This is a genomic window from Pelosinus sp. UFO1, from assembly GCF_000725345.1.
Classification (GTDB): domain Bacteria; phylum Bacillota; class Negativicutes; order DSM-13327; family DSM-13327; genus Pelosinus.
Window position 1 is genome coordinate 1,997,606 of sequence record NZ_CP008852.1, and the last position, 23,078, is coordinate 2,020,683.

A 23,078-nucleotide genomic window follows, 5' to 3' on the forward strand; every position below is an offset into this window, starting at 1 on the left:
AAGCATGGTAGACAAAGATACAGACATTATTAAAATTGATGAAGAACTTTGTACAGGATGTAGACGATGTGCTGAAGTATGTCCAGTAGATGCTATTGAAGGAAAACAAGGAACTCCTCAGTTCATTAATGTTGAAAAATGTGTAATGTGTGGACAATGCATACAAATATGCAGCGCTTATGCTTCTATATTTGAGGAATATAGAACTTCTCGTGAAGACAAACTGCGTGAACGTAAGATGCCAGTAACCTTGGAAGAACCAATATTTGCTGCATATAATATTGGTGACTTGCCAAAAGTGAAAAAGGCTTTAACCAATACAGAAGCCTTTACTATGGTTCAGTGTGCACCAGCAGTAAGGGTTGCGATTGCAGAGGAATTTGGTATGCCATTAGGAAGTCTTGCACCAGGAAAGCTAGCAGCCGCTCTACGGCAGTTAGGTTTTAAACGGATATATGATACTAATTTTGCTGCGGATTTGACAATCATGGAAGAGGGAAGTGAACTGGTTCAGCGTATTACAGAGGGTGGTCCTCTGCCTATGTTTACTTCCTGTTGCCCTGCTTGGGTAAAATTTGTGGAACAAGAATATCCAGAACTCATACCCCATTTATCAAGTTGCAAATCACCCCAACAGATGGCAGGAACTATGTTTAAAACCTATGGCGCACAAGTCGATGGAATTGAACCAGAAAGCATATACAGTGTTGCCATTATGCCTTGTACTTGTAAAAAGTTTGAGTCTCAGCGCCCAGAAATGAATACAGATGGCTACCAAAATGTAGATGCAGTTCTTACAACAAGAGAGCTTGCTTATTTAATTAAGGAAGCAGGAATTGATTTTAGCAGCTTGCCAGAAGAGGATTTTGACAAGCCACTGGGTATGTATTCTGGTGCTGGTCACCTATTTTGTGCAACTGGTGGAGTTATGGAAGCTGCTATTCGTACTGCATATGAATTAATAACAAATGAGCCGATCCCTAATGTAAATATCCAATATGTTAGGGGCAGCCAAGGGGTTCGAAGAGGTGTTGTACATGCTGGCGATGTAAAGGTTAAAACAGTTGTTGTCTCAGGGCTAAAAAACGTTGCACCAATACTTGAAGAGATCAAAAAAGGGAATGCTGATTTTCATTTCATGGAGGTTATGACGTGCCCTGTTGGCTGCGTTAGTGGTGGCGGACAACCTAAAGTGCTATTACCCAAAGATACTGAGATCGCATATAAGAATCGAATAAGCAGTACCTATCGTCACGATGAGGAGCAAACTTATCGAAAGTCCCATGAAAATCCTGAAATAAAAGCGATTTATAAGAACTTCCTTGGTGAACCTCTAGGTCATAAATCACACCATCTTTTGCATACCGAGTATAAACAAAGGGGGTATTGTAAATGAATACCTTTATTTTAGGTAATCCTGAAAAATGTATTGGTTGCAAGGCTTGTGAGATTGCATGTTCTGTTGCTCATTTGCACACTAGTGTTGTAAAAGCAAATGAAATGAACCTTCCTTTTGTTTCCCGTTTAAATCTAGTCAGAACCTCTTCTGTTACCATGCCTATTCAGTGCAGGCAGTGTGAAGATGCTCCTTGCGCAAATGTGTGCAGCGTTGGTGCTATTGTGCATAAAGATAATTGTAATGTAGTTCTTGAAGAAAAATGTATTGGCTGTAAGGAATGTATGCTTGCCTGTCCATTTGGCATGATCGATATGCAACCTAAATTTGCAGAGGGAGAGGCTGAATTTCAGGTAGGACTAAAGGTAGAATCTATGGAAGGCGATGAGAAGAAGGCCTATGTTATAATGCAGAAATGTGATTTGTGTAAGGGACGTGCCAATGGGCCTGCATGCATAGAAGTTTGTCCAGCAGATGCATTTGTAATAGTAAATCCAGATTTTATTAGGAAGAATATCCATGATAAGCGAGTTTCAAGTGCTCAAGAAATTGCAAAACGTAAGTACACTGGAAATTCTTAAAAAGATATAAGAGGTGTATCCATGAGTCAAGATTCTTACCGAATTCAAAAATACCCAGCAGTAAAACTAGAAGAGGGTAATTTGGTTGCCGTTGAGCAATTGGTTTCTGAGGAAGCTCCATTAACCATTTACCTTAATGGCAAAGAGCTAGTAACAATGCTCTGTTCGCCTAACGAAGAAAAATATATTACATTAGGCTTTTTAGTTTCGGAAGGAATGATTCATGATATAGAAGCCATAACGGATTTAACGATAGATAGTGAACGAGGGTTTATTTGGGTAGAAGCAGATACAGTTTTCCCGAATGTAGCAAATACCTATCTTAAAAGGTGCTTAACAGCTTGCTGTGGTCGTGGGCGAACAGGGTTCTACTTTGCAAACGATGCTCGCACGATTAAAAGTATTGAAAGTAATTTAAAAATAAGCGCCGCCGATATACTTAGATATTCTCTAATGTTAGAAGAGTTATCAGCTACCTATCATATGACACACGGGGTACATTGTGGGGCGTTGGCAGCACAGGGAGAATTTTTGCTGTACTCGGAAGATATTGGACGTCATAATGTTTTCGATAAACTTTATGGTAAATGTTTAGAGATGAAGATATCAACTGCCGATAAGGTGGTTGTATTTAGTGGTCGTATTTCATCGGAAATCCTTATTAAAGTGAGTAAAATGGCTATACCGTTGATAATTGCACGAGCAGTGCCAACTAGCTTAGCTATTGGTCTAGCAGAAGATCTTGGCATTACTCTTGTTGGAGCTGCTAAGGGAGAATCTTTTTTTGTATATACTCATACTGGCAGAGTAACGGCTTAATCTACATGCCACTTAGTTCTGTATGCCATTACTGCTATGTATAATAATTTATATAAAGTGGAGAAGGATAAATTTAGAAATTAATAGATTGGGATCTTGCTTTTATGAATCAGCTATGTGATGATTATAGTTAAATAGGTAAATAGGCACTCAGAGATGGACGAGTCTTCAACCGGTGTACTGGTATAGGGGAAGGGATCAATGGGGTGCCTGTTTTTTTCTTATGAAAGGAGGGCTGTGATTGTGGAGTTTTTTCAGTGTATGTCACTTAAAGAAGCGCAACATGTAATTATTGAAAGTCTTAAAAAACATACTATTTTTAGTGAAACAGTACATTTAGTAGATGCTTTGGGTAGAATTGCCGCAGAGGATGTTATGGCTAAGAATGATTTACCACCTTTTAGTCGTTCCACTGTAGACGGATTCGCTGTACAAAGTGGTGATACCTTTGGGGCCAGCGAAGCTGCTTCATCACTTTTTTCTATTATTGGTGAAGTTTCTATGGGAGAAGAAAGACAAATGGAAATATTTCCCGGAAATGCAGTGGCTATTCCTACGGGCGGAATGTTACCAGTAGGAGCAGATGCGGTAGTTATGGTGGAGCATGTTGAACAACCCGATTCTAAGAATTTGTTGGTATTAAGAATGATTGCCCCTGGAGAAAATGTGATTGAAAAAGGGGAAGATGTTCAAGCAGGTACTACTATAATAAAGCAAGGACAGAGTATTGCTCCGCAACATATTGGTATGCTCGCTGCGTGTGGCTATGCTAACATTTCAGTATATAAGAAACTAGAAGTAGGGATTATTTCGACTGGTGATGAATTAGTTGGTATTGAAGAACCTATAAAATTTGGACAAATTAGAGATGTCAATTCCTATGCGTTAGGTGCCTTGTTATTGGAGATGGGCTGTGCAGTAACACAAATGGGGATCGTAAAGGATAGCTACGAAAACTTCTTTTCCGTTTTATCAAAAGCGGTAGATACTTATCAGCTCGTACTTATTTCTGGAGGAAGCTCTGTTGGAGCAAGGGACTATACGGTTAAGGCAATTGATGCTCTTGGCACTCCAGGGGTATTAATACATGGAATCGCTGTTAAACCTGGCAAACCTACTATTTTTGGTATGACAAATGATGTGCCAGTATTTGGCTTACCAGGACATCCAGCTGCTGCCATGACGGTTTGCAAACAGTTGGTTAAGATAGCCGTGAGGAAGCTAATGGGGCTTGAACAAAATGTAGAGTTTTTTGGAATCCCAGCATGCCTAGCTCGAAATGTCGCTTCTGCACCAGGGCGGGACGATTTTATTACTGTAAAGTTAACAAAGGAAAACGGAACGTATATAGCAAGCCCTATTTTAGGAAAATCAGGGCTAATTCGTATTATGGCACAAGCTGATGGTACAATACATATCCCAGCAGACAAAAGTGGAATTTATAGTGGAGAAATTGTAGAAGTTATGCTCGACAAACAAGAAGATTGAAGGAGGAGGGAAAAACTTGCATAAGAATAAAGCATATCTGAATTGTTTGCAGCGAGAGCAAGCGCAAGAATTGTGGTATCAAAAATTAACAGAGTGTGGTTTTTTCAAAAATCTTCCTAGGGAAACTATATTGGTAGGAGATGCAAGAGGGAGAGTGACAGCTAGTTCTATTTACGCAAAACAATCTGTACCTCATTATAATGGTGCAGCTATGGATGGAATTGCTGTTTGGGCGTCAGATACTTTTGGTGCCCAGGAGAATGAACCGAAACGTCTTACGCTACTTACTGAAGAACAAACTTTTTTATCTGACTGTTGTTATGTAGTTGATACTGGGGATCTAATGCCACTAGGTACAAATGCAGTGGTAATGGTGGAAGATGTATACTTTGTAGATGGTGGGGCGGAAATTATTGCAGCCGTAGCACCGTGGCAGCATGTACGCATTATTGGTGAGGATATTGTTGCGAATGAATTAGTACTACCTGAGCACCACGTAATTTCGCCTGTTGATATTGCAGCCCTATTAGCTGCAGGAGTAGAAAAAATCGAAGTTTTGAGTAAACCTAAAGTAGCTGTAATTCCAACTGGTGATGAAATTGTTGCTACGTGTAAAGAATTAAAACCTGGTGTCATTTTAGATGTTAATTCTCATATGCTTTCTGCGGCAGTAGCCGAATGGGGAGGCGAGCCAGTTCGGATGAATATTGTTAAAGATAATATTCATGGAATTAAAAGAGCAATTTTCGCTAGCTTACAAGTTAATGATATGGTTATTGTAAATGCTGGTACCTCTGCAGGCAGGGAAGACTATACTTCGACAGTTCTATCCGAGCTAGGAGAAGTGTTAGTGCATGGTGTGGCAATAAAGCCAGGAAAGCCAGTTATCCTAGCAATCTGTCAAGGAAAACCGGTGATTGGTTTACCGGGATATCCTGTGTCCGCCATGTTAACAGCTGAGTTATTTATTCGGAATATTTTAGTTGCAAGGCAAAAACTGCCACCATACGAAGAGGATAAAATAGAGGCAGCATTAGTTAAGCAAGTAGCTTCTACTCTTGGTGTGGAAGAATACGTAAGGGTATCGGTTGGAAATGTACAAGGCAAAATGGTGGCTGCACCTCTAAGCCGTGGCGCAGGCTTAATATCTTCATTGACTAAAGCACAAGGTATAATTCGTGTTGGACAAGGTAATTTAGGAATAGCAGCAGGGACTGTGTTGCCTGTAAACCTATTACACAAAGCAAAACCAGCCAATACAATTCTAGCAGTTGGCAGTCATGATTTGGCCTTAGAATTATTAGGTGTTTTTTTGAGACGACGTAAGGAAAGTGTATATTTATCATGCGCTAATGTTGGGAGCATGGGAGGAATTATGGCAATCGCTAATAATGAAGCCCATATTGCAGGGATTCATTTGCTAGATGAAGCAACTGGGCAATACAATATGGCTCAAATGGAAAAATACTTGCCCAATAAAAATTTGCATTTAGTTCATTTTGCTATGCGGCAGCAAGGGCTCATGGTTTTACCGAATAATCCAAAAGGGATAGAAGGATTAAAAGATTTGACAAGGCCTGAAATTACTTATATCAATCGACAACGTGGCTCGGGTACAAGAATGTTACTTGATTATGAGCTCAAAAAAAGTACAATTCAGTCCAGTCAAATACGTGGATATGAAAAAGAGGTAGGAACCCATATGGCTGTGGCAGCTTCGGTGATAGCAGGAGCAGCAGATACTGGGCTCGGTGTTCAGGCAGCAGCGCACGCTTTAGGGCTAGATTTTATACCTGTATCACAAGAACAATATGATTTGATTTTGAATTTTTCTACTGATGATGAACATATGAACATCATCATAGATATTTTACAGTCTCCAGAATTTCGCTATGAGGTGGAATCCTTAGGTGGCTATGATCTACGCGATGCAGGAAAGCTAATTCACTTTTCTAAAGAAAATTAAACTTAGTGTAGCGAAACAGCTTCATCTACCGCGTTATGCACTTATTCAAGGGCTAAATAATGAATTATATACAAAGTAGGAGGAATATGATGCGTAAGTTTATCGGTGTTTGTTTACTTATTGTTACAACTATTTTTTTTATCGGGTGTGGAAATGCTCCATCAAAGACAGAGACGAATGCTGGGAAAACAATTGTAAATAAGGATGTAATATTGGCCACTACAACAAGTACACAAGATAGTGGGTTGCTGGATATTCTAATTCCCGCTTTTGAGAGGAAAACGGGGTACAAAATAAAAACAATTGCTGTTGGCACTGGACAAGCGTTAGCCATGGGGGAAAAAGGCGAGGCTGATGTATTATTGGTCCATGCGCCAGCTGCAGAGAAAAAGGTAGTAGATAGTGGCGCAGCTATTCATCGTATTTTGGTAATGCATAATGACTTTATCATCGTGGGGCCAACGAATGATATTGCACAGATGAAAGGGAAATCGGCTAAGGATGCCTTGACAGCAATTGGTAAGAAAGAAGCTGTGTTTGTATCTCGTGGTGATGATTCTGGAACAGATAAAATGGAAAAGAGTTTATGGAAATTAGTAGGGATCAAACCATCTGGAGCCTGGTATCAAGAAGCTGGTTCAGGAATGGGGCAAACTCTAAAAATTGCAGATGAAAAACAAGGTTATACCTTAAGTGATCGGGCTACTTATTTGGCACAAAAGAAAAATCTTTCTTCGCAAATTCTAGTAGAAGGCGATGCCACATTGCTTAATATTTATCACGTAATGGAAGTAAATCCAGAGAAATTTTCTAAAGTAAATAATGTAGGTGCTAAGGCATTTAGTGAATTTTTATTATCAAGTGAAGGTCAAGGGTTGATTGCAGGATTTGGTAAAGAGAAATTTGGACAGCCATTATTTTTTGCCGATGGTGGTAAAACAGAAAAGGATTTTGGGCTATAGAGGAAATTTATGGATATGATTGTCAAAGGATTGATCCAAGGATTGCAACTTCTGCTCAGTGGTGATAGTGAAGTCCTAGAGGTTGCAATTCTTACGATTAGAGTATCTGGTATAGCAACAGCCATAAGTGTACTAATAGGAATTCCTATAGGTTTGTGGTTAGCTTTAAAAGATTTCTATGGCAAGCAGGCCGTCAATAGTATCGTTAATTTTGGGATGGGGTTCCCGCCTGTAGTAGTTGGTTTAGTTGTTAGCTTATTTTTATGGCGCTATGGACCTTTGGGAGAACTAAGTCTCATGTATACACCCTTAGCGATGGTTATAGCCCAAGCCATTATTGCGACTCCTATTGTGATTGGTTTGAGCTTTGCTGCTATTGTTAGTCTTAATCCAAAACTGCGTTGGCAACTTATATCTCTAGGGGCTACTCGCTGGCAAGCAAGCTGGCTCTTGATTAAAGAGGCACGTCTAGGCTTAATGGCCGCTGTAATTGCTGGATTTGGTCGCGTGATTTCGGAAGTAGGGGCCTCTATGATGGTAGGGGGCAATATTAAGGGGCAAACAAGAGTGTTGACGACAGCGACTGTTATGGAAGTGGGTAAGGGAAACTATGATTTGGCTTTAGCAATTAGTATGATTCTATTATTGATTGCGTATAGTATTGTAGTTATGTTGACTTATTTGCAGCATAAGGGAAAGAGTGAATAAGGATGAATGAGTGTATATTGGATATGCAGCACGTAAATGTGGATCGAAAAACACGTAAGAAAGTGCTAAATATTGATAATTTTCAAATGAAGCATGGTGAATTAGTAGCTGTAGTTGGGCCAAATGGTGCCGGTAAGAGTACTCTTTTACAAGTTATTAATCTATTGCATTCTTACCAAGGAAAAATACAGTTATTTGGGAAAGATAGCAATAAGGTGGATAAAACTACTTTACGTCGCCAATGTGCCATGGTATTTCAAGATGCATTGCTCTTGAATGATACTGTATTTAACAATGTAGCCTTACCGCTAAAATTTCGTGGGATGGCGACAAGTGAAATAAGGCAGAGCGTGTACCAGGCATTAGCCGATTTTCGTTGTGATCATTTGGCAAATAGGCCGGCTCGTTCTTTGTCTGGAGGGGAAGCTCAGCGAGTTTCTATTGCCCGTGCCTTAGTAACCCTTCCAACACTGTTACTATTAGATGAACCTTTTGCCTCTTTAGATAAGGCCACACGTGAAGAGATGATAGGAGAGATAAGACAACTAGTTGAGCGAAAAGGAATATCTGTACTATTGGTTAGCCATGATTTTACAGATGTGCTGCAATTTGCTGAACGGGTAATTGTAATGTTTGCTGGTAGTATTGTACAAGATAACAAACCAGAGGTTATACTTCGTAGGCCGATTAATCAACAAGTAGCAAAATTGGTAGGCATGGATAATATTATTCCTTGTCACATAGAAATGAATGATCAAAACAGATTAATAAAATTGACCAATGGAACTTGTTTCGCCCTTTATGGGGAAGTTAAGGATTCTGTCACAGCGTGCTGCCTGCCTGGGGATTCTCTTTATCTTTGCGAAGGAAATTTTCCGGGGCAGCAGGAGCAGTGGATTGAATTAGAAGGAGTAGTAGAACGAATCATACCAGGATTAGGAGCGTATCAGGTCATTGTCAAAATAGGCAAAGATAATGTAACAGCCAGATTGCCTCGCAGTCATATTACGAGCAATCTTCATATTCACGATAAAATTAAATTAACATTCGATCCAGCTGAAGTGCATTTGATTTAGAAGAGAGTACAAAAATACCCAAGTTATTTTAACTTGGGTATTTTTGTACTCTCTTTAAGCTGGGTTATGTTGATGGTTTTCCACGAACCAGTCAATTAATTTTCTCGCTACGCTAAGTTTGTCGGGTATATCTGGGAGATTATGTGCAGAAAACCAACCAGCATCAACGATTTCTTGATTATCAATGGTTATTTCTTCGGTTGAACATTGAGCGGTAAACGCAATCATAAGAGAGTCAGGGAAAGGCCATGGTTGGTTACCGAAATAGCTGATAGAATGTACTTCTACACCAACTTCCTCTTTTAATTCCCGTTGTACGCAGTCTTCTAGTGATTCTCCTGGCTCAACAAATCCGGCAATAACGCTATAACGATTGGGTGGGAATCGATTGGAGCGTGCCAGGAGAATTTGGTTATCCTTAATGACAGCAACGATAATGGCTGGAGAAATACGAGGATATACAATATGACCACATTGTACACATTTCATAGCCAGTTCATCGGTAGATACCGTCATTGTGCTCCCACAACAACCACAAAATTTACTTGTTCTCATCCAATTAGTAATGTGAAAAGCCCGACAAGCAAACCAAAAACATTCTTCTTCCATATTTCCGTAAAGCTGTCTTACTTTCTTTAATGAAAACCCGACAGTAGGTATGCTTTCGTTATCTAAAGTTGCAACATAGCATTCCATTCCGTGAAGCGTACCTATGCACTGGGCATTAGTGGGCTGTAACTGTACTGTTGTTAGATCCGATGTGGTTAAAATAGTTGTTAGACCTTCTTCTTCTTTAATAAGAAGGTCGTCATTATAAAATAAAAACCAGTAAGCGTTTATCAAAGTCATTTTATCTACCACCTTAGCATTCATTATAGAGTACAGGTATTATACTATCACAAATTTCAATAAAATGGAGACGAAATTTTTGGCTAGTTTATTTCAGTATGATTCACTGGTATACTTAGGGATGGTAGTAGATTTTACTAAGGAGGGAATTGTATGACAACCACTTTGTTAAAAAATGCTGTGATTGTGACAATGAATTCTAATCGTGAAATTGTACAGGGTGACATATTAATTGAAGATACTTATATTAAAGACATTGGACAACTTGATGTAAAGGCAGATCGGATTATAGATGTAAAGGGCCAAATTATTATTCCAGGACTCATTCAAACCCATGTTCACTTGTGCCAAACTCTATTTCGGGGCCAGGCGGATGATTTAGAACTAATGGATTGGTTAAAACTGCGTATATGGCCTTTGGAAGGTGCGCATGATTCTGAATCTGTTTATTGGTCCGCTTTACTTGGCATTGGTGAGTTATTTCGCGGTGGGACGACAGCAATCATTGATATGGAGACAGTACACCATACGGAATCAGCCTTTCAGGCTATTTTGGATTCAGGAATAAGAGCAGTAAGCGGTAAGTGTATGATGGACAGTGGTAACTCTGTGCCTGCAAGTTTAATGGAGAATAGTAATGATTCCTTGCAACAAAGTATTGATTTACTTGAAAAATGGCATAGAAAAGGGAATGGGCGATTACAGTACGCCTTTGCACCCCGTTTTGTAGTGTCTTGTACTGAAGGATTATTACTAGAAGTTGCTAAATTAGCGAAACAATATAAGGTTAAAGTACATACTCATGCTTCAGAAAACAAAGGAGAAATTGCTCTTGTTCAAGCGGAACGCAATATGCGCAATATTGTGTATCTGAATCATTTAGGTCTGGCGAATGAGGATTTAATTTTGGCCCACTGTATTTGGCTAGATGATGAAGAATTTTCTATTCTTGAAGGACAGAAGGTAAAAGTGGTTCATTGCCCGTCATGCAATCTTAAACTTGGATCAGGTATTGCAAGCATTCCAGAAATGCTAAAGAGAGGAATACATGTATCATTAGGGGCAGATGGTGCTCCATGTAATAATAATTTGGATCAATTTATCGAAATGCGCACAGCTGCTTTAATTCAAAAACCTATTTATGGTCCTACTGCTATGCCGGCATGGCAAACATTCGAAATGGCTACTGTAGCAGGCGCTAAAGCTATGGGACTGGAAAAAGAAGTTGGTTCTTTAGAAATAGGCAAAAAAGCTGATATAGCTATAATTGATCTATGTAAATTACATTGTTCCCCTTGGGAAAGCAGTAATATATATGCACAATTAGTCTATCAGGCCAAAGCAAACGATGTAACATTGACTATGGTAGACGGCCAAATTGTATATGAAAAAGGTTGTTTGATGACAATGGATGAGGCGCAAGTTATTCAAAAATCAAATATTGCAATAAAACGAGTTAGTGAGAGGGCTGGAGTTCTCTAATTTACATAAATTCATTTAGAAAGAAGTCATATCCTTTGGATATGGCTTTTCTCTATTAGAAAGGGAGTAGTATAATTATGTAATAGAGAATCATACGAAGGAAAAAAAGGTAATATGTGGAATAAGAGTTATAGTATCTATTTACTTAGTGACAACCTCATAAGAGTTAGTATTTTTATCATTTGAAATTTTATACAAGTATTTTTATATTATGTTAATAATCAACGTAGGAGGTTTTGTTATGAAGCGACTTATCGTAATCAAGGGGGCTGGTGACATAGCGACAGGTATAGCTTGTCGCTTATTTCGTAGTGGGTTTCCTATAATTATGACTGAATTAGCACAGCCTACGGTCATTCGAAGAACCGTTGCTTTTGCGCAAGCTATTTTCTCAGGTCAGGTTATTGTAGAAAATGTTGTGGCTGTAAACACTTCAATGGAAAATTCTTTAGAAGTAGTTAAACAAGGGCAAATCCCTGTAGTAGTTGATCCACAAAGTAGCATTACGAATGTACTTAAACCGTGGGGAATTGTCGATGCTATATTGGCAAAAAAGAATCTTGGTACTCAAATAACTGATGCCCCTGCTGTAGTAGGAATAGGGCCTGGATTTACTGCTGGCCTTGATGTACATGCTGTCGTGGAAAGTATGCGAGGTCATGATTTAGGTAGAGTTATTATAGAAGGAGAGGCTTTACCTGATACAGGAATACCTGGGGAAATCGGAGGTTATACCCGGGAACGAATTTTACGAGCTCCTTGCCAAGGGGTTTTTAAAGGTATTAGCAGAATTGGAGATTACGTAGTAGCAGGGGAAATTGTGGCTCACGTGAATAAAGAACCAGTTATTGCAGAAATTTCTGGTATCTTAAGGGGACTTATACAAGATGGCCTTACTGTTAAAGCAGGTATGAAAATTGGAGATATTGATGCTAGATGTGTACAACAACATTGTTTTTCTATTTCGGATAAAGCGCGAGCAATTGGCGGTGGCGTCTTAGAAGCTTTGATGCAATTAGAATTAGAAAAAAAGATGTAATGATAAAAGGGGCAGAGAAATGAATAATGGGGGCAGGCTGTTGTGAAAAAAACAATTTTGCAAGAAATTCAGGATGTCGTCATTCAGTATGGAAAAGTTATCTCCCATGTTATTAAAATGGATGTGGAGATTGTTGATGCTAATTTATTTCGAATCTCTGGCACTGGAATTTATAATAACCAGATCAATATAGATATGTCTAAAGAAGGTTTTGTCTATAAGCAAGTTCTCGCTACAGGAAAAACCCAGTTGATTGAAAAGCCTGGAGAGCATATTTTCTGTACCTTGTGTCCCAAACAAGGACGTTGCGAGGAGAAGATGGAGCTATGTACTCCGATTAAGTTAAATGATGAAATTATTGGTGTTATTGGTTTGATTTGCTTTAATGAAGAACAAAAAGAAAAGCTATTAGATGATATAGACTTTTATCAATTATTTATACTGCAGATTGCCGAATTTATAAGTGCTAAAGCATATGAACAGCGTGAAAGAGAACGAGATCAGGTTATTACGACATTATTAATGCATGTGATTAATAATGTAGACAAAGGTGTTCTTATCTTAAATCAAAACAACCAAATTATTCAGATCAATAACAGTGCGGTAAAACAACTACAACTAACTTCAGCATGTATCAATGAGAAGGTAGCCATAGAATCTACTGGGGACTCTATGTTAGGTGTAGAAGAGTATAAAGTTACTATTGCTCAAAAGAAGTTTAAATTAATGGGGGATTTACAGACGGTATCTCCTGGTTTTGCAGTGTATGATAAAATTTTTATTTTTAATGAAATGAAAAGTGTAAAATCAGATATATACGGTTTAACAAATGTGGCTAAGTCCGTTAGTTTAGAAAACATTATCGGCGAATCTGAAGCAATCAAACAATTGAAAAATAAAATTCGCAAAGTAGCTGATTCTAATTCTACAGTACTAGTTTCCGGTCAAAGCGGTACGGGAAAGGAGCTAGTAGCAAGGGCAATTCATGCTGAAAGTAATCGAAGCACTAAGCCATTTATTGCTGTAAACTGTGGAGCTATCCCAGATACTTTATTGGAAAGTGAGCTTTTTGGTTATATCAAAGGCGCATTTACAGGAGCAGATCCTCGTGGGAAAATTGGTAAGTTTGAACTCGCTAATAAAGGCGTTATCTTTCTGGATGAAGTTGGTGATATGCCAATATACTTACAGGTTAAGTTGCTACGAGTGTTACAAGAACGAAAATTAGTGCGAATTGGATCGAATCAGTTAATTTCCTTTGATGTTCGTGTGATTGCCGCTACAAATAAGGACTTGAAAGCTTTAATTAAAGAGAATAAATTCCGTGAGGATTTATTCTATCGATTGAATGTCATACCTCTTGAAGTACCATCTCTTGCCCAGCGAATAGAAGACATTCATATGCTTGTGACAAACACGATGGCCAAATATTGTGGTTTATTTCATAAGGAAGTAAGAACAATTGACCAGGCCACCATGGAGATCTTAATGCGGTATCCTTGGCCTGGTAATGTACGAGAATTAGAAAATACCATTGAGTTTATGATTAATATGGCAGATGATTTAGGGGTCTTAACAAAGGAAACTCTGCCGCGTAATATTCGAGAATACAAAAATTCTAGGGGACAAGGTAATGAGGGGGCTATTCGTCTTTTACGAGAAGTAGAGCAAGAACACATTATGAAGGCAATTGCTTTTTATGGTGATAATACGAAAGGAAAGCAAATCGCTGCAAAACAGTTAGGGATTGGTATAGCGACTTTATATCGGAAACTAAATGAAAGATTATAACTGGTATATTCTATCGGTAGAATTAATACTATGCTAAAGATGGCACTATTTTCCTCGTTAATTCCTAGTTGATCTAGATAATCTCAAAATGATAATACCTAATATACAACTGCCACAGCTAAGTCTAGAGTTTTTTGCAATAGATAAAGGACTGAAACGAGTAAAATGATATTTCTTATCATAATGATAAAAAATATCATTTTGGTAATAGACTTTATGAAGCAAATGATGGACGCAACTTTTGTGGTGGCATCGTTTCAGTATTACTCTAGTCTAGCACTTTTTTATTCTTGTGTTTTAGCCTGCTGGGGCAATGTTTAAATATATAAAGATAGAATTTTCAAGTCTATAAATACTGGCATACTTATTGCAATATATCTAACTAAATAGAAAATCTTCATTTCCGATGGTTAGATACTTTTTTGTTACGAAAAAGGAGTGATGACCCATGCAAAGTGTAGGAAAAGATTTTCCTAGAATTGATGGATTTGCTAAAGTATGCGGTAAAGCAAAATATGTAGATGATTTTTTTGAAAGGGATATGCTCCACGCGAAAATTTTTCGTAGCACAATTGCCAATGGATGGGTAAAAAGAATTGATGTCAGTAAAGCAAAAGCAATGTCCGGTGTGGAGGCGGTTATAACTTTTGCAGATGTTCCCAAACATACATTCCCGACAGCCGGTCATCCCTATAGTAAAGATCCAAAACATCAGGATGTGGCTGACCGCCATCTTTTAACCCAGCGGATACGTCTATACGGGGATGAGATTGCAGTCGTAATTGCCGTAGATGAACTGACAGCTGAAAAAGCCTTACGTTTTATCGAAGTTGAATATGAGGAATATAAACCTATTTTAACTGCCGCGGAAGCATTAGAAGAAGGTGCTATTGAAATTCATGAAGGAACTAAAAATATCATAAAAAAAACTGACTTTTGCCTAGGAGAGCTGGAAGAAGCTTTTTTAGAATCTGATTATGTTTTTGAAGATGAATTTGTAACAAGTATGGTACAACATTGCGCTATGGAAAATCATAGTGCTTATTCTTATATAGATGAGAACGGCAAAATTGTCGTAGTTTCCTCTACACAAATCCCCCATATTTGTCGAAGGATTATCGGCCAAGCGCTAGGAATTCCATGGGGAAGAGCGCGTGTTATTAAACCTTACATTGGTGGAGGATTTGGTAGCAAACAGGATGTAGTTGTTGAGCCTCTTGTCGCCTTTTTAACAACGGTTGTGCATGGAAGGCCCGTAAAACTTGAGTTTTCTCGAGAGGAAACCTTTATAGCCTCTAGGGTGCGCCATCCTATTACATTTAAATTTAGAACAGGCGTAACGAAAGACGGTACCATCCTCGCTCGCGAACTAAAGGCGATTTCGAATAATGGCTCTTATGCTTCTCACGGACACTCGATTGTTTCTAATTGTCTTACTAAATTTAGGCACCTCTATAGTCAAAAAGCAATTAGAGGAGAAGCAACTACTGTATATACCAATCTACCTGCTGCGGGTGCTATGAGGGGATATGGAATTCCTCAGGTTACCTTTGGGTTGGAATCCCATATGGAGGATATTGCTAGAGAACTTAAGATAGATCCTATAGAGTTTCGTTTAAAAAATAGTAACAAGGAAGGATACGTAGACCCTCTAACTGGTATTTCTGCCCGTAGTAATGGACTTGATGAATGTATTGCTTTGGGTAAAAAACTAATTGGCTGGGATGAAAAAAAGGCGAATTCGCTGAAACAAACAGGATCAAAACGACGTGGTTTAGGGATGGCATGTTTTTGTTACAAAACTGGGACCTATCCTTTTGGGCTAGAAATTGCAGGTGCCAGAATTATTCTAAATCAAGATGGTTCTATTCAGTTACAGATAGGTGCCACTGAAATTGGTCAGGGTAGTGATACAATTTTTGCTCAAATGGCAGCCCAAACTATCGGAATACCAATGGATATGGTTAGTGTGGTTTCTACTCAAGACACAGATATTACACCTTTCGATACAGGCTCCTATGCTTCAAGGCAGACCTATGTTTCTGGTATGGCTGTTAAGAAGGCGGCAGAAGAAATAAAAATGAAAGTATTGAATTATGCTTGGGGAATGACGGATATACCAGCAAGTGCGCTCACTCTTGTAGATGGCTGGGTTGTTTATATACATAACGGAGAAAAAGTAATGTCGATTGCCGACGTGGCATTAGATAGTTATTATGACGCTGTATTTGCCGCACCCATTACTGCGGATGTCACGAATAATGCTCGAACGAACGCTTTAGCCTTTGGTTGTACCTTTGTTGAAGTCGAAGTTGATATTCCGATAGCAAAGGTAGAGGTTCTTGCAATCTATAATGTACATGATGCAGGAAAACTCATTAACCCTAAATTAGCCCATGCTCAAGTTCATGGGGGAGTGAGTATGGCGCTAGGGTACGCGTTGTATGAACAAATGTTATTTGACTCTAAAACAGGAAAACCATTAAATAGTAATCTTCTTGACTATAAACTGATGACGACCTTAGATACACCTGAAATTGGTACGGCTTTTATAGAAACCTATGAACCTACAGGGCCATATGGTAATAAGGCTCTAGGGGAACCGCCTGCTATATCACCAGCTCCTGCCATTCGTAATGCAATCTATGATGCCACAGGTGTGAAATTATATGAAGTTCCGATGAATCCACAGCGCTTGTTTGAAAAATTTAAGTCTACAGGCTTACTGTAGGAGGTAATTAGAGAATGTATGACATAATAGCATACGAAGAAGCTTCTTGTATTGAGGAGGCTATAAAATTACTAGTAGCCAACCCGAATGCAACGCTAATCTCGGGTGGCAGTGATGTGTTAATTAAGCTACATGAAGGTCGAATGCATGATGCTCATTTAATTAGTATTCATGGCATAAAAGAACTAAGTGGTGTCTCTATGTTAGAAGATGGAACTATTGTTATTGGTTCAGGTACTAGTTTTAGCAAAATCTCAAAACATCCTATAGTTCAGCAATTTATCCCTGTTTTAGGTGAGGCTGTAGATATGGTTGGCGGTCCACAGATTCGTAACATTGGGACCATTGGCGGTAATATTTGTAATGGGGTTACCTCTGCTGATAGTGCTTCTACCTTATTTGCTTTTAATGCAAGATTAGAGATTCAAGGGCCGGATGGCGTACGTACTGTTTTGATTAAAGAGTTCTATAAAGGACCAGGTAAAGTTGATTTACAGCATGAAGAAATACTAACAGCCATTTTTATTACACCTGACAATTATCGAGGATATGGTGGACATTATATAAAATATGCAATGCGTAATGCGATGGATATAGCAACATTAGGTTGTGTTGCTCTTTGTAAAGTAAAGGGCATACATCAAATTGAAGACTTTAGGCTGGCTTTAGGTGTAGCAGCTCCTGTTCCTATGCGTTGTACCGAGACGGAACGGCTAATAAAAGGTGAATTTTTTACGGAAGAATTAATAGAAAAAGTAGGGAAAACTGCTCTAAAAGAAGTTAATCCAAGAACTTCTTGGCGTGCCTCTAAGGATTTTAGATTACAGTTAGTAGAAGAGTTGAGCAAAAGAGCCTTCAGGCAGGCTTTTAAAAACGCCGGAGGTGAACAATAATGCAATTAAAAAAAATTACATTTAAAATTAATAGTAAAGAAATCACTATTGAAGTAGATGTAAGAGAGTCCTTGTTGGATGTTTTGAGAAACAAACTTCATATGACGGGTGTAAAAAAGGGATGTTCTGTTGGTGAGTGCGGTGCTTGTACTGTACTTATTGATAATGTGGCCTTTGATACTTGCATCTATCTTGCAGTTTGGGCGGATGGTAAGGAAATTAGAACCATAGAGGGAGAAGCGAAAGAAGGAAAATTGTCTAAGGTACAGCAGAGTTTCCTTGATGAGGCAGCTGTACAATGTGGGTTTTGTACGCCGGGATTTGTGATGTCTACTACAGAAATGCTTGAAAGTGGAAAAGTGTTTTCAAAGGAGCAAATAAAAAAAGAGTTGTCAGGGCACATGTGCCGATGCACAGGCTATCATAATATTATGCTTGCAGCAGAAAAGGCTTTACAACCCGCAAACAAACACGGTTCGGAGTGTCATGGAAAATGTCATAAGTAAACTAGATACCATCTATATGCAGGCGAAAAACATTTTATATAGAGGGTACCTAAAGGGGAGGGAGAAAGAAAAGACATTGAAAGACTACTTTCTTAGAAGCTCGTATCAGTTGGTTCGAAAAGTATACTTGGGGAGGTTTTATGATGATACCCACCAGTATGGTAACCAAACAGAGTTTTTTAGATCAGTTTTTTAAACTTAGTCAGAAAAAGACGGACATTAAAACAGAGATACTAGCTGGTATAACTACTTTTGTCGCATTGGCTTATATTATTTTTGTAAATCCCAATATTCTGGCTGATGCTGGAATTCCTAAAGAAGCAGCGATTGCTTCTACGATTTATGCAACGGCTATGGCTACTTTACTCATGGGCTTATGGGCTAATTATCCTATTGCAGTAGCACCTGGTATGGGGCTTAATGCTTTTTTTGCTTATTATGTGGTTGGTGTGTTGCATCTTCCTTGGCAAGTCGCTTTAGGAGCAGTATTCTTTTCGGGTCTATTATTTTTAATATTAACGATGGGTGGAATCCGCCAAGCTATTATTAAGGCGGTACCAATGAATTTAAAATGTGCTATTGGTGTTGGTATCGGTTTATTTATTGCTTTTATCGGCTTAAAAAACTCCGGTATCATTATTGCCGATAAAGCAACTTTTGTCACAGTTGGGAAATTAACAACAATAGAGCCTTTATTATCCTGCATAGGTTTAATTTTGACAGCAGTCTTGATGGCTCGGAGTGTAAAAGGTTCCATGCTAATTGGTATTCTTACGACTACTATTCTGGGAATGTTTTTTGGTGTAGTCCCTACCCCAAAGGCTATAGGAGATATTATGAGTTTCCAATTCCCTAGTATGGGCGCAACTTTTATGCAAATGGATATTGGCGGTGCTTGGGAATATGGTATTTTTTCAATTATTTTTACTTTTACTATAGTGGAATTGTTTGATAATATGGGAACTTTAATTGGCTTAACTCGCAAAGCAAAACTAATGAATAACAAGGGAGAAATTGAGAATTTAGATAAGGCATTGACTACTGATGCTGTAGGCACAATTGGTAGCGCTATTTTTGGTACTTCCACTGTTACTTCTTATGTAGAAAGTGCTGCCGGTATTGCTGAAGGAGGCAAAACAGGACTGACAGCCATAACTGTAGCACTATTATTTGTTGTATCACTATTATTTGCGCCCTTAATCGGCTTAGTACCAGGCTTTGCAACAGCTCCAGCCCTAATCCTAGTAGGAGCTTTAATGATGGCAGAAATTAGCCAGGTTAGTTTTGAAGATTTTACCGATGGCTTCCCAGCTTTCATGACAATTATTATGATGCCGTTGACTTTTAGTATTGCTAACGGTTTTGCGTTTGGCTTTATCAGTTATACTTTTGTCAAAGCATTGACGGGGCGGGCAAAAGATGTTAGTTGGATTATGTGGGCAGTTAGTATTGCATTTTTAGTTAATTTTTATATGCGTCTTCATTAAGGGGAATAAGGTGATAACAATGAAACCAATAGAACAATTAATCTCTGTAGCCCAAGGCCATGTTCCTGCTGATGTAGTGTTAAAGAATGCACAAGTCTTCAATGTGTTTACTGGAAAATTTGATAGGGGTGATGTAGCCGTCGTAGGCGGCTACATTGCTGGTATTGGTCAATATGAGGGTCAAATAGAGATAGACATGACTGGAAAGTTCATAACACCTGGCTTTATTGATGGACATGTTCATATGGAAAGCTCGATGGTTAGTCCTAGAGAATTTGCTAAGGTAGTCGTTACGATGGGGACGACTACCCTTATTGTCGATCCTCATGAGATTGCAAATGTTGTCGGGGAGCAAGGTATTGAATATGTTTTGGACGTTGCCGAGGAACTTCCTGTACATATTTTTATAATGCTTCCATCTTGTGTACCTGCGACTAACCTAGAAACCTCAGGTGCAAATTTAACCGTACAAGAACTGGCTCGGTTTATAAATCACTCTAGAGTATTAGGACTTGGAGAGCTAATGGATTTCCCTGGAGTTCTAAGGCGAGATAAAGACACACTTGCGAAGATAAGGCTGGCTGAAGGTAAGTTAATTGATGGCCATGGACCAGAGCTTTCAGGTAATAAACTTACTGCTTATATTGCTGCTGGCATTGGGTCAGACCATGAGTGTGTAACTCCTGAAGAAGCAATAGAAAGAGTAAGACAGGGAATGTATATTATGCTGCGTGAGGGTTCGGCTGCTAAAAATCTTCTGAATCTATTACCGATGGTTAATGGTTATACTGCTAGGCGCTGTATGTTTGCGACAGATGATCGGCACCCTGCTGATCTCATTAACCAGGGTCATATTAACCATATGGTGAAAATGTCCATTGATGCAGGAATTGATTTGGCAACCGTATTACAAATAGCCACTATTAATCCAGCAACCTATTTTAATCTGAAAGATATAGGAGCCATTGCACCTGGTTATTATGCTGATCTACTAGTGTTTGATGATTTAATATCCTGGGTTCCTACTCTGGTTTATAAAGAAGGACAAATAGTAGCCACAAAGGGTAAAAGTGTTTTTAATGTTTTGAAAATGAATGATAAGAAAATATGCAATACAATGCACTTAGGAAATATTAGTCCTGTACAATTAAAAATAAAGGCTAGTTCAAGAGTGGCTAGAGTAATTGGTCTCATTCCACATCAACTCATTACCGCTTCTCTCGTAATAGAGGTGCCGGTGATCAATGGGGAATTTGTTCCTGATAGGGATAATGATATTTTGAAATTGGCGGTATTTGAGCGCCATCATGGTACAGGAAATGTTGGTGTGGGCTTAGTTAAGGGGTTAGGGATGTCAGCAGGAGCGATTGCCTCTACCGTGGCCCACGATTCACATAATGTAGTAGTGATTGGCAGTGATGATGATGACATGATTATGGCGGTGCAAGAAGTAGAAAAAATGCACGGAGGTATCGCTATTGTAAATGAGGGAAAGGTGTTAGGAACATTAGCCTTACCTTTAGCTGGATTAATGTCAGAAGAAGATCTTTATACTGTTCATATAAAGTTAACTGATTTGCATAATATTGCCCGTGGCCTTGGAGTAAATCCTAATTATGATCCTTTTATGACGTTAGCCTTCATGAGTTTACCTGTGATACCATCATTAAAATTAACGGATAAAGGATTAGTGGATGTAAATAAGTTTGCAGTTGTTCCAGTGTCAATTTAAAAATGTAATAAAAATAAGAGCGGATTACCCGCCTTTATTTTTTAATCAATATGAAATTGATTAATCCAATGAAAATGTTATTAAAATGATAAAATGCTCTAGGTTTTATTTATACTATTAAGAATTTCATGTTTATCAATTTGATAAACAATATCAATTTGATAAAAAGTGCATTGGGATTATAAATTGAGGTTTTATTTAGTCTGTTTTTTTGCCTGTACTTTACTTAAAAATCTAGGATTATATATAGGCAACCAACTATTAATAGTCTTGTAAGAAATAGTTGGTAATTGGCACGCTAATTGCAATATAAGTATAACAGAATAGTGGAGTAGAGGTGCAAATATGGAGCAGAGCATTAAATGGACTATCAATCAAATGGTAAAGGAAAAAGAGAAAGTCTCAATTGATTTTTTAAATCAAGAAGAAATCCAAAAGGCTAGATGTTTTCATGCCAGTTTTCCTGAATACAGTCCGACGCCACTGTGTAGTTTAGAAAAGTTGGCAAAGCATTTAGGAGTCGCAGGGATATATGTAAAAGACGAATCCTTTCGTTTTGGGTTAAATGCATTTAAAGTACTTGGTGGATCGTTTGCCATGGCTAACTATTTAGCTGAGCAGTTGGGGCAAGAAATTAGTCAATTAAATTATGAAACATTGGTATCAGTTGAAATACGTAATCAGTTGGGAGATATTACTTTTGCTACAACGACGGATGGAAATCATGGTCGAGGTGTAGCTTGGACTGCGAATCGATTAAAACAAAAATCAGTAGTATATATGCCGAAAGGATCATCCATCATACGTCTCAACAATATTAAGGCTGAGGGTGCAGAGGCCTACATAACTGAATTTAATTACGATGATGCTGTACGGATGACATCAGAAAATGCCAAAAAATTTGGCTGGGTAGTTGTTCAAGATACTGCCTGGGAGGGGTATGAGAAAATACCTGCTTGGATAATGCAAGGATATGGCACTATGGCAGTCGAGGCTTTAGAACAGTTGCAGGCAATGAAAGTCTATAAGCCAACACATATTTTTATTCAAGCTGGTGTTGGTTCACTAGCTGGTGCCGTGCAAGGATACTTTGCTTCTGTATTTGGCGAAGAACGTCCTAAAACTATCATTGTTGAATCAAACCAAGCAGACTGCTTATACCAGTCGGTTTTGGCAAACGATGGTCAGCCACATATTGTTACAGGAGATCTTTTTACGATTATGGCTGGTTTGGCCTGTGGCGAACCCAACACCATTAGCTGGAATGTTTTAAGAGATTATAGTGACATGTTTGTTTCCTGTCCTGATTGGGTGGCGGCAAAAGGAATGCGTATGTTAGCAAATCCGCTGAAAGAAGATAGTCGCCTTATCTCAGGAGAATCAGGCGCCGTTACCGCAGGATTGTTAGCAACTATAATGACAAGTGATAAGTTGAAAGAAATGAAAAATAAGTTAGGTCTTGATGAAAACGCAAGAATACTTCTTTTTAGTACAGAAGGAGACACTGATCCCGAGAAATATCGTAGCGTTGTTTGGGATGGCGAATGTCCTGTAATTGAGTAAAAAAACTAG

The 23,078-nt window shown here is 38.6% G+C and carries 18 protein-coding genes; 17 read left to right on the plus strand and 1 reads right to left on the minus strand.

Annotated features, from left to right (window positions below):
• The first annotated feature begins 4 nt into the window (after positions 1-4).
• The 8 genes from UFO1_RS09205 to UFO1_RS09240 all read left to right on the plus strand — a co-directional run bounded on the left by UFO1_RS09205 (position 5) and on the right by UFO1_RS09240 (position 8,996).
• Positions 5-1,396 carry a [FeFe] hydrogenase, group A gene (locus UFO1_RS09205; protein ID WP_038670147.1) on the plus strand — a complete coding sequence of 464 codons (1,392 nt, stop codon included), beginning with the start codon at positions 5-7 and terminating at the stop codon, positions 1,394-1,396.
• A complete protein-coding gene (locus tag UFO1_RS09210) occupies positions 1,393-1,977 on the plus strand; it encodes a 4Fe-4S dicluster domain-containing protein (protein WP_038670149.1) in 585 nt (194 codons plus the stop codon). The genes UFO1_RS09205 and UFO1_RS09210 overlap by 4 nt, the downstream gene beginning before the upstream one ends.
• Positions 1,978-1,998: 21 nt before the next feature.
• A complete protein-coding gene (gene fdhD / locus UFO1_RS09215) occupies positions 1,999-2,796 on the plus strand; it encodes a formate dehydrogenase accessory sulfurtransferase FdhD (protein WP_038670151.1) in 798 nt (265 codons plus the stop codon).
• 243 nt (positions 2,797-3,039) lie between these two features.
• The gene (gene glp / locus UFO1_RS09220) at positions 3,040-4,284 is read left to right on the plus strand and encodes a gephyrin-like molybdotransferase Glp (protein WP_038670153.1); all 1,245 of its coding nucleotides are present in this window, start codon (positions 3,040-3,042) and stop codon (positions 4,282-4,284) included.
• Between the two features lie 16 nt (positions 4,285-4,300).
• Positions 4,301-6,250, plus strand: coding sequence for a molybdopterin biosynthesis protein (locus UFO1_RS09225; RefSeq protein ID WP_038670155.1), 1,950 nt, complete (start codon positions 4,301-4,303; stop codon positions 6,248-6,250).
• A gap of 86 nt (positions 6,251-6,336) precedes the next feature.
• Positions 6,337-7,212 (plus strand): substrate-binding domain-containing protein, encoded by an 876-nt coding sequence (locus tag UFO1_RS09230; protein ID WP_236639368.1) that lies wholly within the window; start codon positions 6,337-6,339, stop codon positions 7,210-7,212.
• Positions 7,213-7,221: 9 nt separating this feature from the next.
• Entirely contained in the window at positions 7,222-7,920 is a 699-nt protein-coding gene (locus UFO1_RS09235) for an ABC transporter permease (protein ID WP_038670158.1), read from the plus strand.
• 2 nt (positions 7,921-7,922) lie between these two features.
• On the plus strand, positions 7,923-8,996 hold the full coding sequence (locus tag UFO1_RS09240; protein WP_038670161.1) for an ABC transporter ATP-binding protein: 1,074 nt from the start codon (positions 7,923-7,925) through the stop codon (positions 8,994-8,996).
• A 54-nt stretch (positions 8,997-9,050) separates the two neighbouring features.
• Here UFO1_RS09240 and nudC read toward each other — a convergent pair whose 3' ends face one another.
• Positions 9,051-9,845: an NAD(+) diphosphatase gene (gene nudC / locus UFO1_RS09245; RefSeq protein WP_038670163.1), complete on the minus strand. Its 795-nt coding sequence runs from the start codon at positions 9,843-9,845 to the stop codon at positions 9,051-9,053.
• Positions 9,846-9,998: 153 nt separating this feature from the next.
• On the opposite strand from nudC, the gene UFO1_RS09250 reads away from it, so the two are divergent.
• The 9 genes from UFO1_RS09250 to dpaL all read left to right on the plus strand — a co-directional run bounded on the left by UFO1_RS09250 (position 9,999) and on the right by dpaL (position 23,069).
• Positions 9,999-11,327 carry a 5'-deoxyadenosine deaminase gene (locus tag UFO1_RS09250; RefSeq protein WP_038670165.1) on the plus strand — a complete coding sequence of 443 codons (1,329 nt, stop codon included), beginning with the start codon at positions 9,999-10,001 and terminating at the stop codon, positions 11,325-11,327.
• 241 nt (positions 11,328-11,568) lie between these two features.
• Positions 11,569-12,366 carry a selenium-dependent molybdenum cofactor biosynthesis protein YqeB gene (yqeB, locus tag UFO1_RS09255; RefSeq protein WP_038670167.1) on the plus strand — a complete coding sequence of 266 codons (798 nt, stop codon included), beginning with the start codon at positions 11,569-11,571 and terminating at the stop codon, positions 12,364-12,366.
• Between the two features lie 42 nt (positions 12,367-12,408).
• A complete protein-coding gene (locus UFO1_RS09260) occupies positions 12,409-14,157 on the plus strand; it encodes a sigma-54-dependent Fis family transcriptional regulator (RefSeq protein ID WP_038670169.1) in 1,749 nt (582 codons plus the stop codon).
• Positions 14,158-14,605: 448 nt separating this feature from the next.
• The gene (gene xdhA / locus UFO1_RS09265) at positions 14,606-16,888 is read left to right on the plus strand and encodes a xanthine dehydrogenase subunit XdhA (protein WP_038670171.1); all 2,283 of its coding nucleotides are present in this window, start codon (positions 14,606-14,608) and stop codon (positions 16,886-16,888) included.
• A 14-nt stretch (positions 16,889-16,902) separates the two neighbouring features.
• Positions 16,903-17,781, plus strand: coding sequence for a xanthine dehydrogenase subunit XdhB (gene xdhB, locus UFO1_RS09270; RefSeq protein WP_038670173.1), 879 nt, complete (start codon positions 16,903-16,905; stop codon positions 17,779-17,781).
• A complete protein-coding gene (gene xdhC / locus UFO1_RS09275) occupies positions 17,781-18,287 on the plus strand; it encodes a xanthine dehydrogenase subunit XdhC (protein WP_051788882.1) in 507 nt (168 codons plus the stop codon). Before xdhB ends, xdhC begins: the two co-directional genes overlap by 1 nt.
• A gap of 140 nt (positions 18,288-18,427) precedes the next feature.
• Positions 18,428-19,774 carry an NCS2 family permease gene (locus UFO1_RS09280; protein ID WP_371256681.1) on the plus strand — a complete coding sequence of 449 codons (1,347 nt, stop codon included), beginning with the start codon at positions 18,428-18,430 and terminating at the stop codon, positions 19,772-19,774.
• Between the two features lie 19 nt (positions 19,775-19,793).
• On the plus strand, positions 19,794-21,506 hold the full coding sequence (ade, locus tag UFO1_RS09285) for an adenine deaminase (RefSeq protein ID WP_038670175.1): 1,713 nt from the start codon (positions 19,794-19,796) through the stop codon (positions 21,504-21,506).
• Positions 21,507-21,851: 345 nt separating this feature from the next.
• Positions 21,852-23,069 (plus strand): diaminopropionate ammonia-lyase, encoded by a 1,218-nt coding sequence (gene dpaL / locus UFO1_RS09290; protein WP_038670177.1) that lies wholly within the window; start codon positions 21,852-21,854, stop codon positions 23,067-23,069.
• Positions 23,070-23,078 lie beyond the last annotated feature (9 nt).

Coding starts and splice junctions, on each gene's coding strand:
- yqeB (WP_038670167.1), top strand. CDS start 11,569: ATGAAGCGACTTATCGTAATCAAGGGGGCTGGTGACATAGCGACAGGT.
- UFO1_RS09250 (WP_038670165.1), top strand. CDS start 9,999: ATGACAACCACTTTGTTAAAAAATGCTGTGATTGTGACAATGAATTCT.
- xdhC (WP_051788882.1), top strand. CDS start 17,781: ATGCAATTAAAAAAAATTACATTTAAAATTAATAGTAAAGAAATCACT.
- UFO1_RS09240 (WP_038670161.1), top strand. CDS start 7,923: ATGAATGAGTGTATATTGGATATGCAGCACGTAAATGTGGATCGAAAA.
- UFO1_RS09210 (WP_038670149.1), top strand. CDS start 1,393: ATGAATACCTTTATTTTAGGTAATCCTGAAAAATGTATTGGTTGCAAG.
- xdhB (WP_038670173.1), top strand. CDS start 16,903: ATGTATGACATAATAGCATACGAAGAAGCTTCTTGTATTGAGGAGGCT.
- UFO1_RS09280 (WP_371256681.1), top strand. CDS start 18,428: ATGATGATACCCACCAGTATGGTAACCAAACAGAGTTTTTTAGATCAG.
- dpaL (WP_038670177.1), top strand. CDS start 21,852: ATGGAGCAGAGCATTAAATGGACTATCAATCAAATGGTAAAGGAAAAA.
- fdhD (WP_038670151.1), top strand. CDS start 1,999: ATGAGTCAAGATTCTTACCGAATTCAAAAATACCCAGCAGTAAAACTA.
- UFO1_RS09205 (WP_038670147.1), top strand. CDS start 5: ATGGTAGACAAAGATACAGACATTATTAAAATTGATGAAGAACTTTGT.
- ade (WP_038670175.1), top strand. CDS start 19,794: ATGAAACCAATAGAACAATTAATCTCTGTAGCCCAAGGCCATGTTCCT.
- nudC (WP_038670163.1), bottom strand. CDS start 9,845: ATGACTTTGATAAACGCTTACTGGTTTTTATTTTATAATGACGACCTT.
- xdhA (WP_038670171.1), top strand. CDS start 14,606: ATGCAAAGTGTAGGAAAAGATTTTCCTAGAATTGATGGATTTGCTAAA.
- UFO1_RS09230 (WP_236639368.1), top strand. CDS start 6,337: ATGATGCGTAAGTTTATCGGTGTTTGTTTACTTATTGTTACAACTATT.
- UFO1_RS09235 (WP_038670158.1), top strand. CDS start 7,222: ATGGATATGATTGTCAAAGGATTGATCCAAGGATTGCAACTTCTGCTC.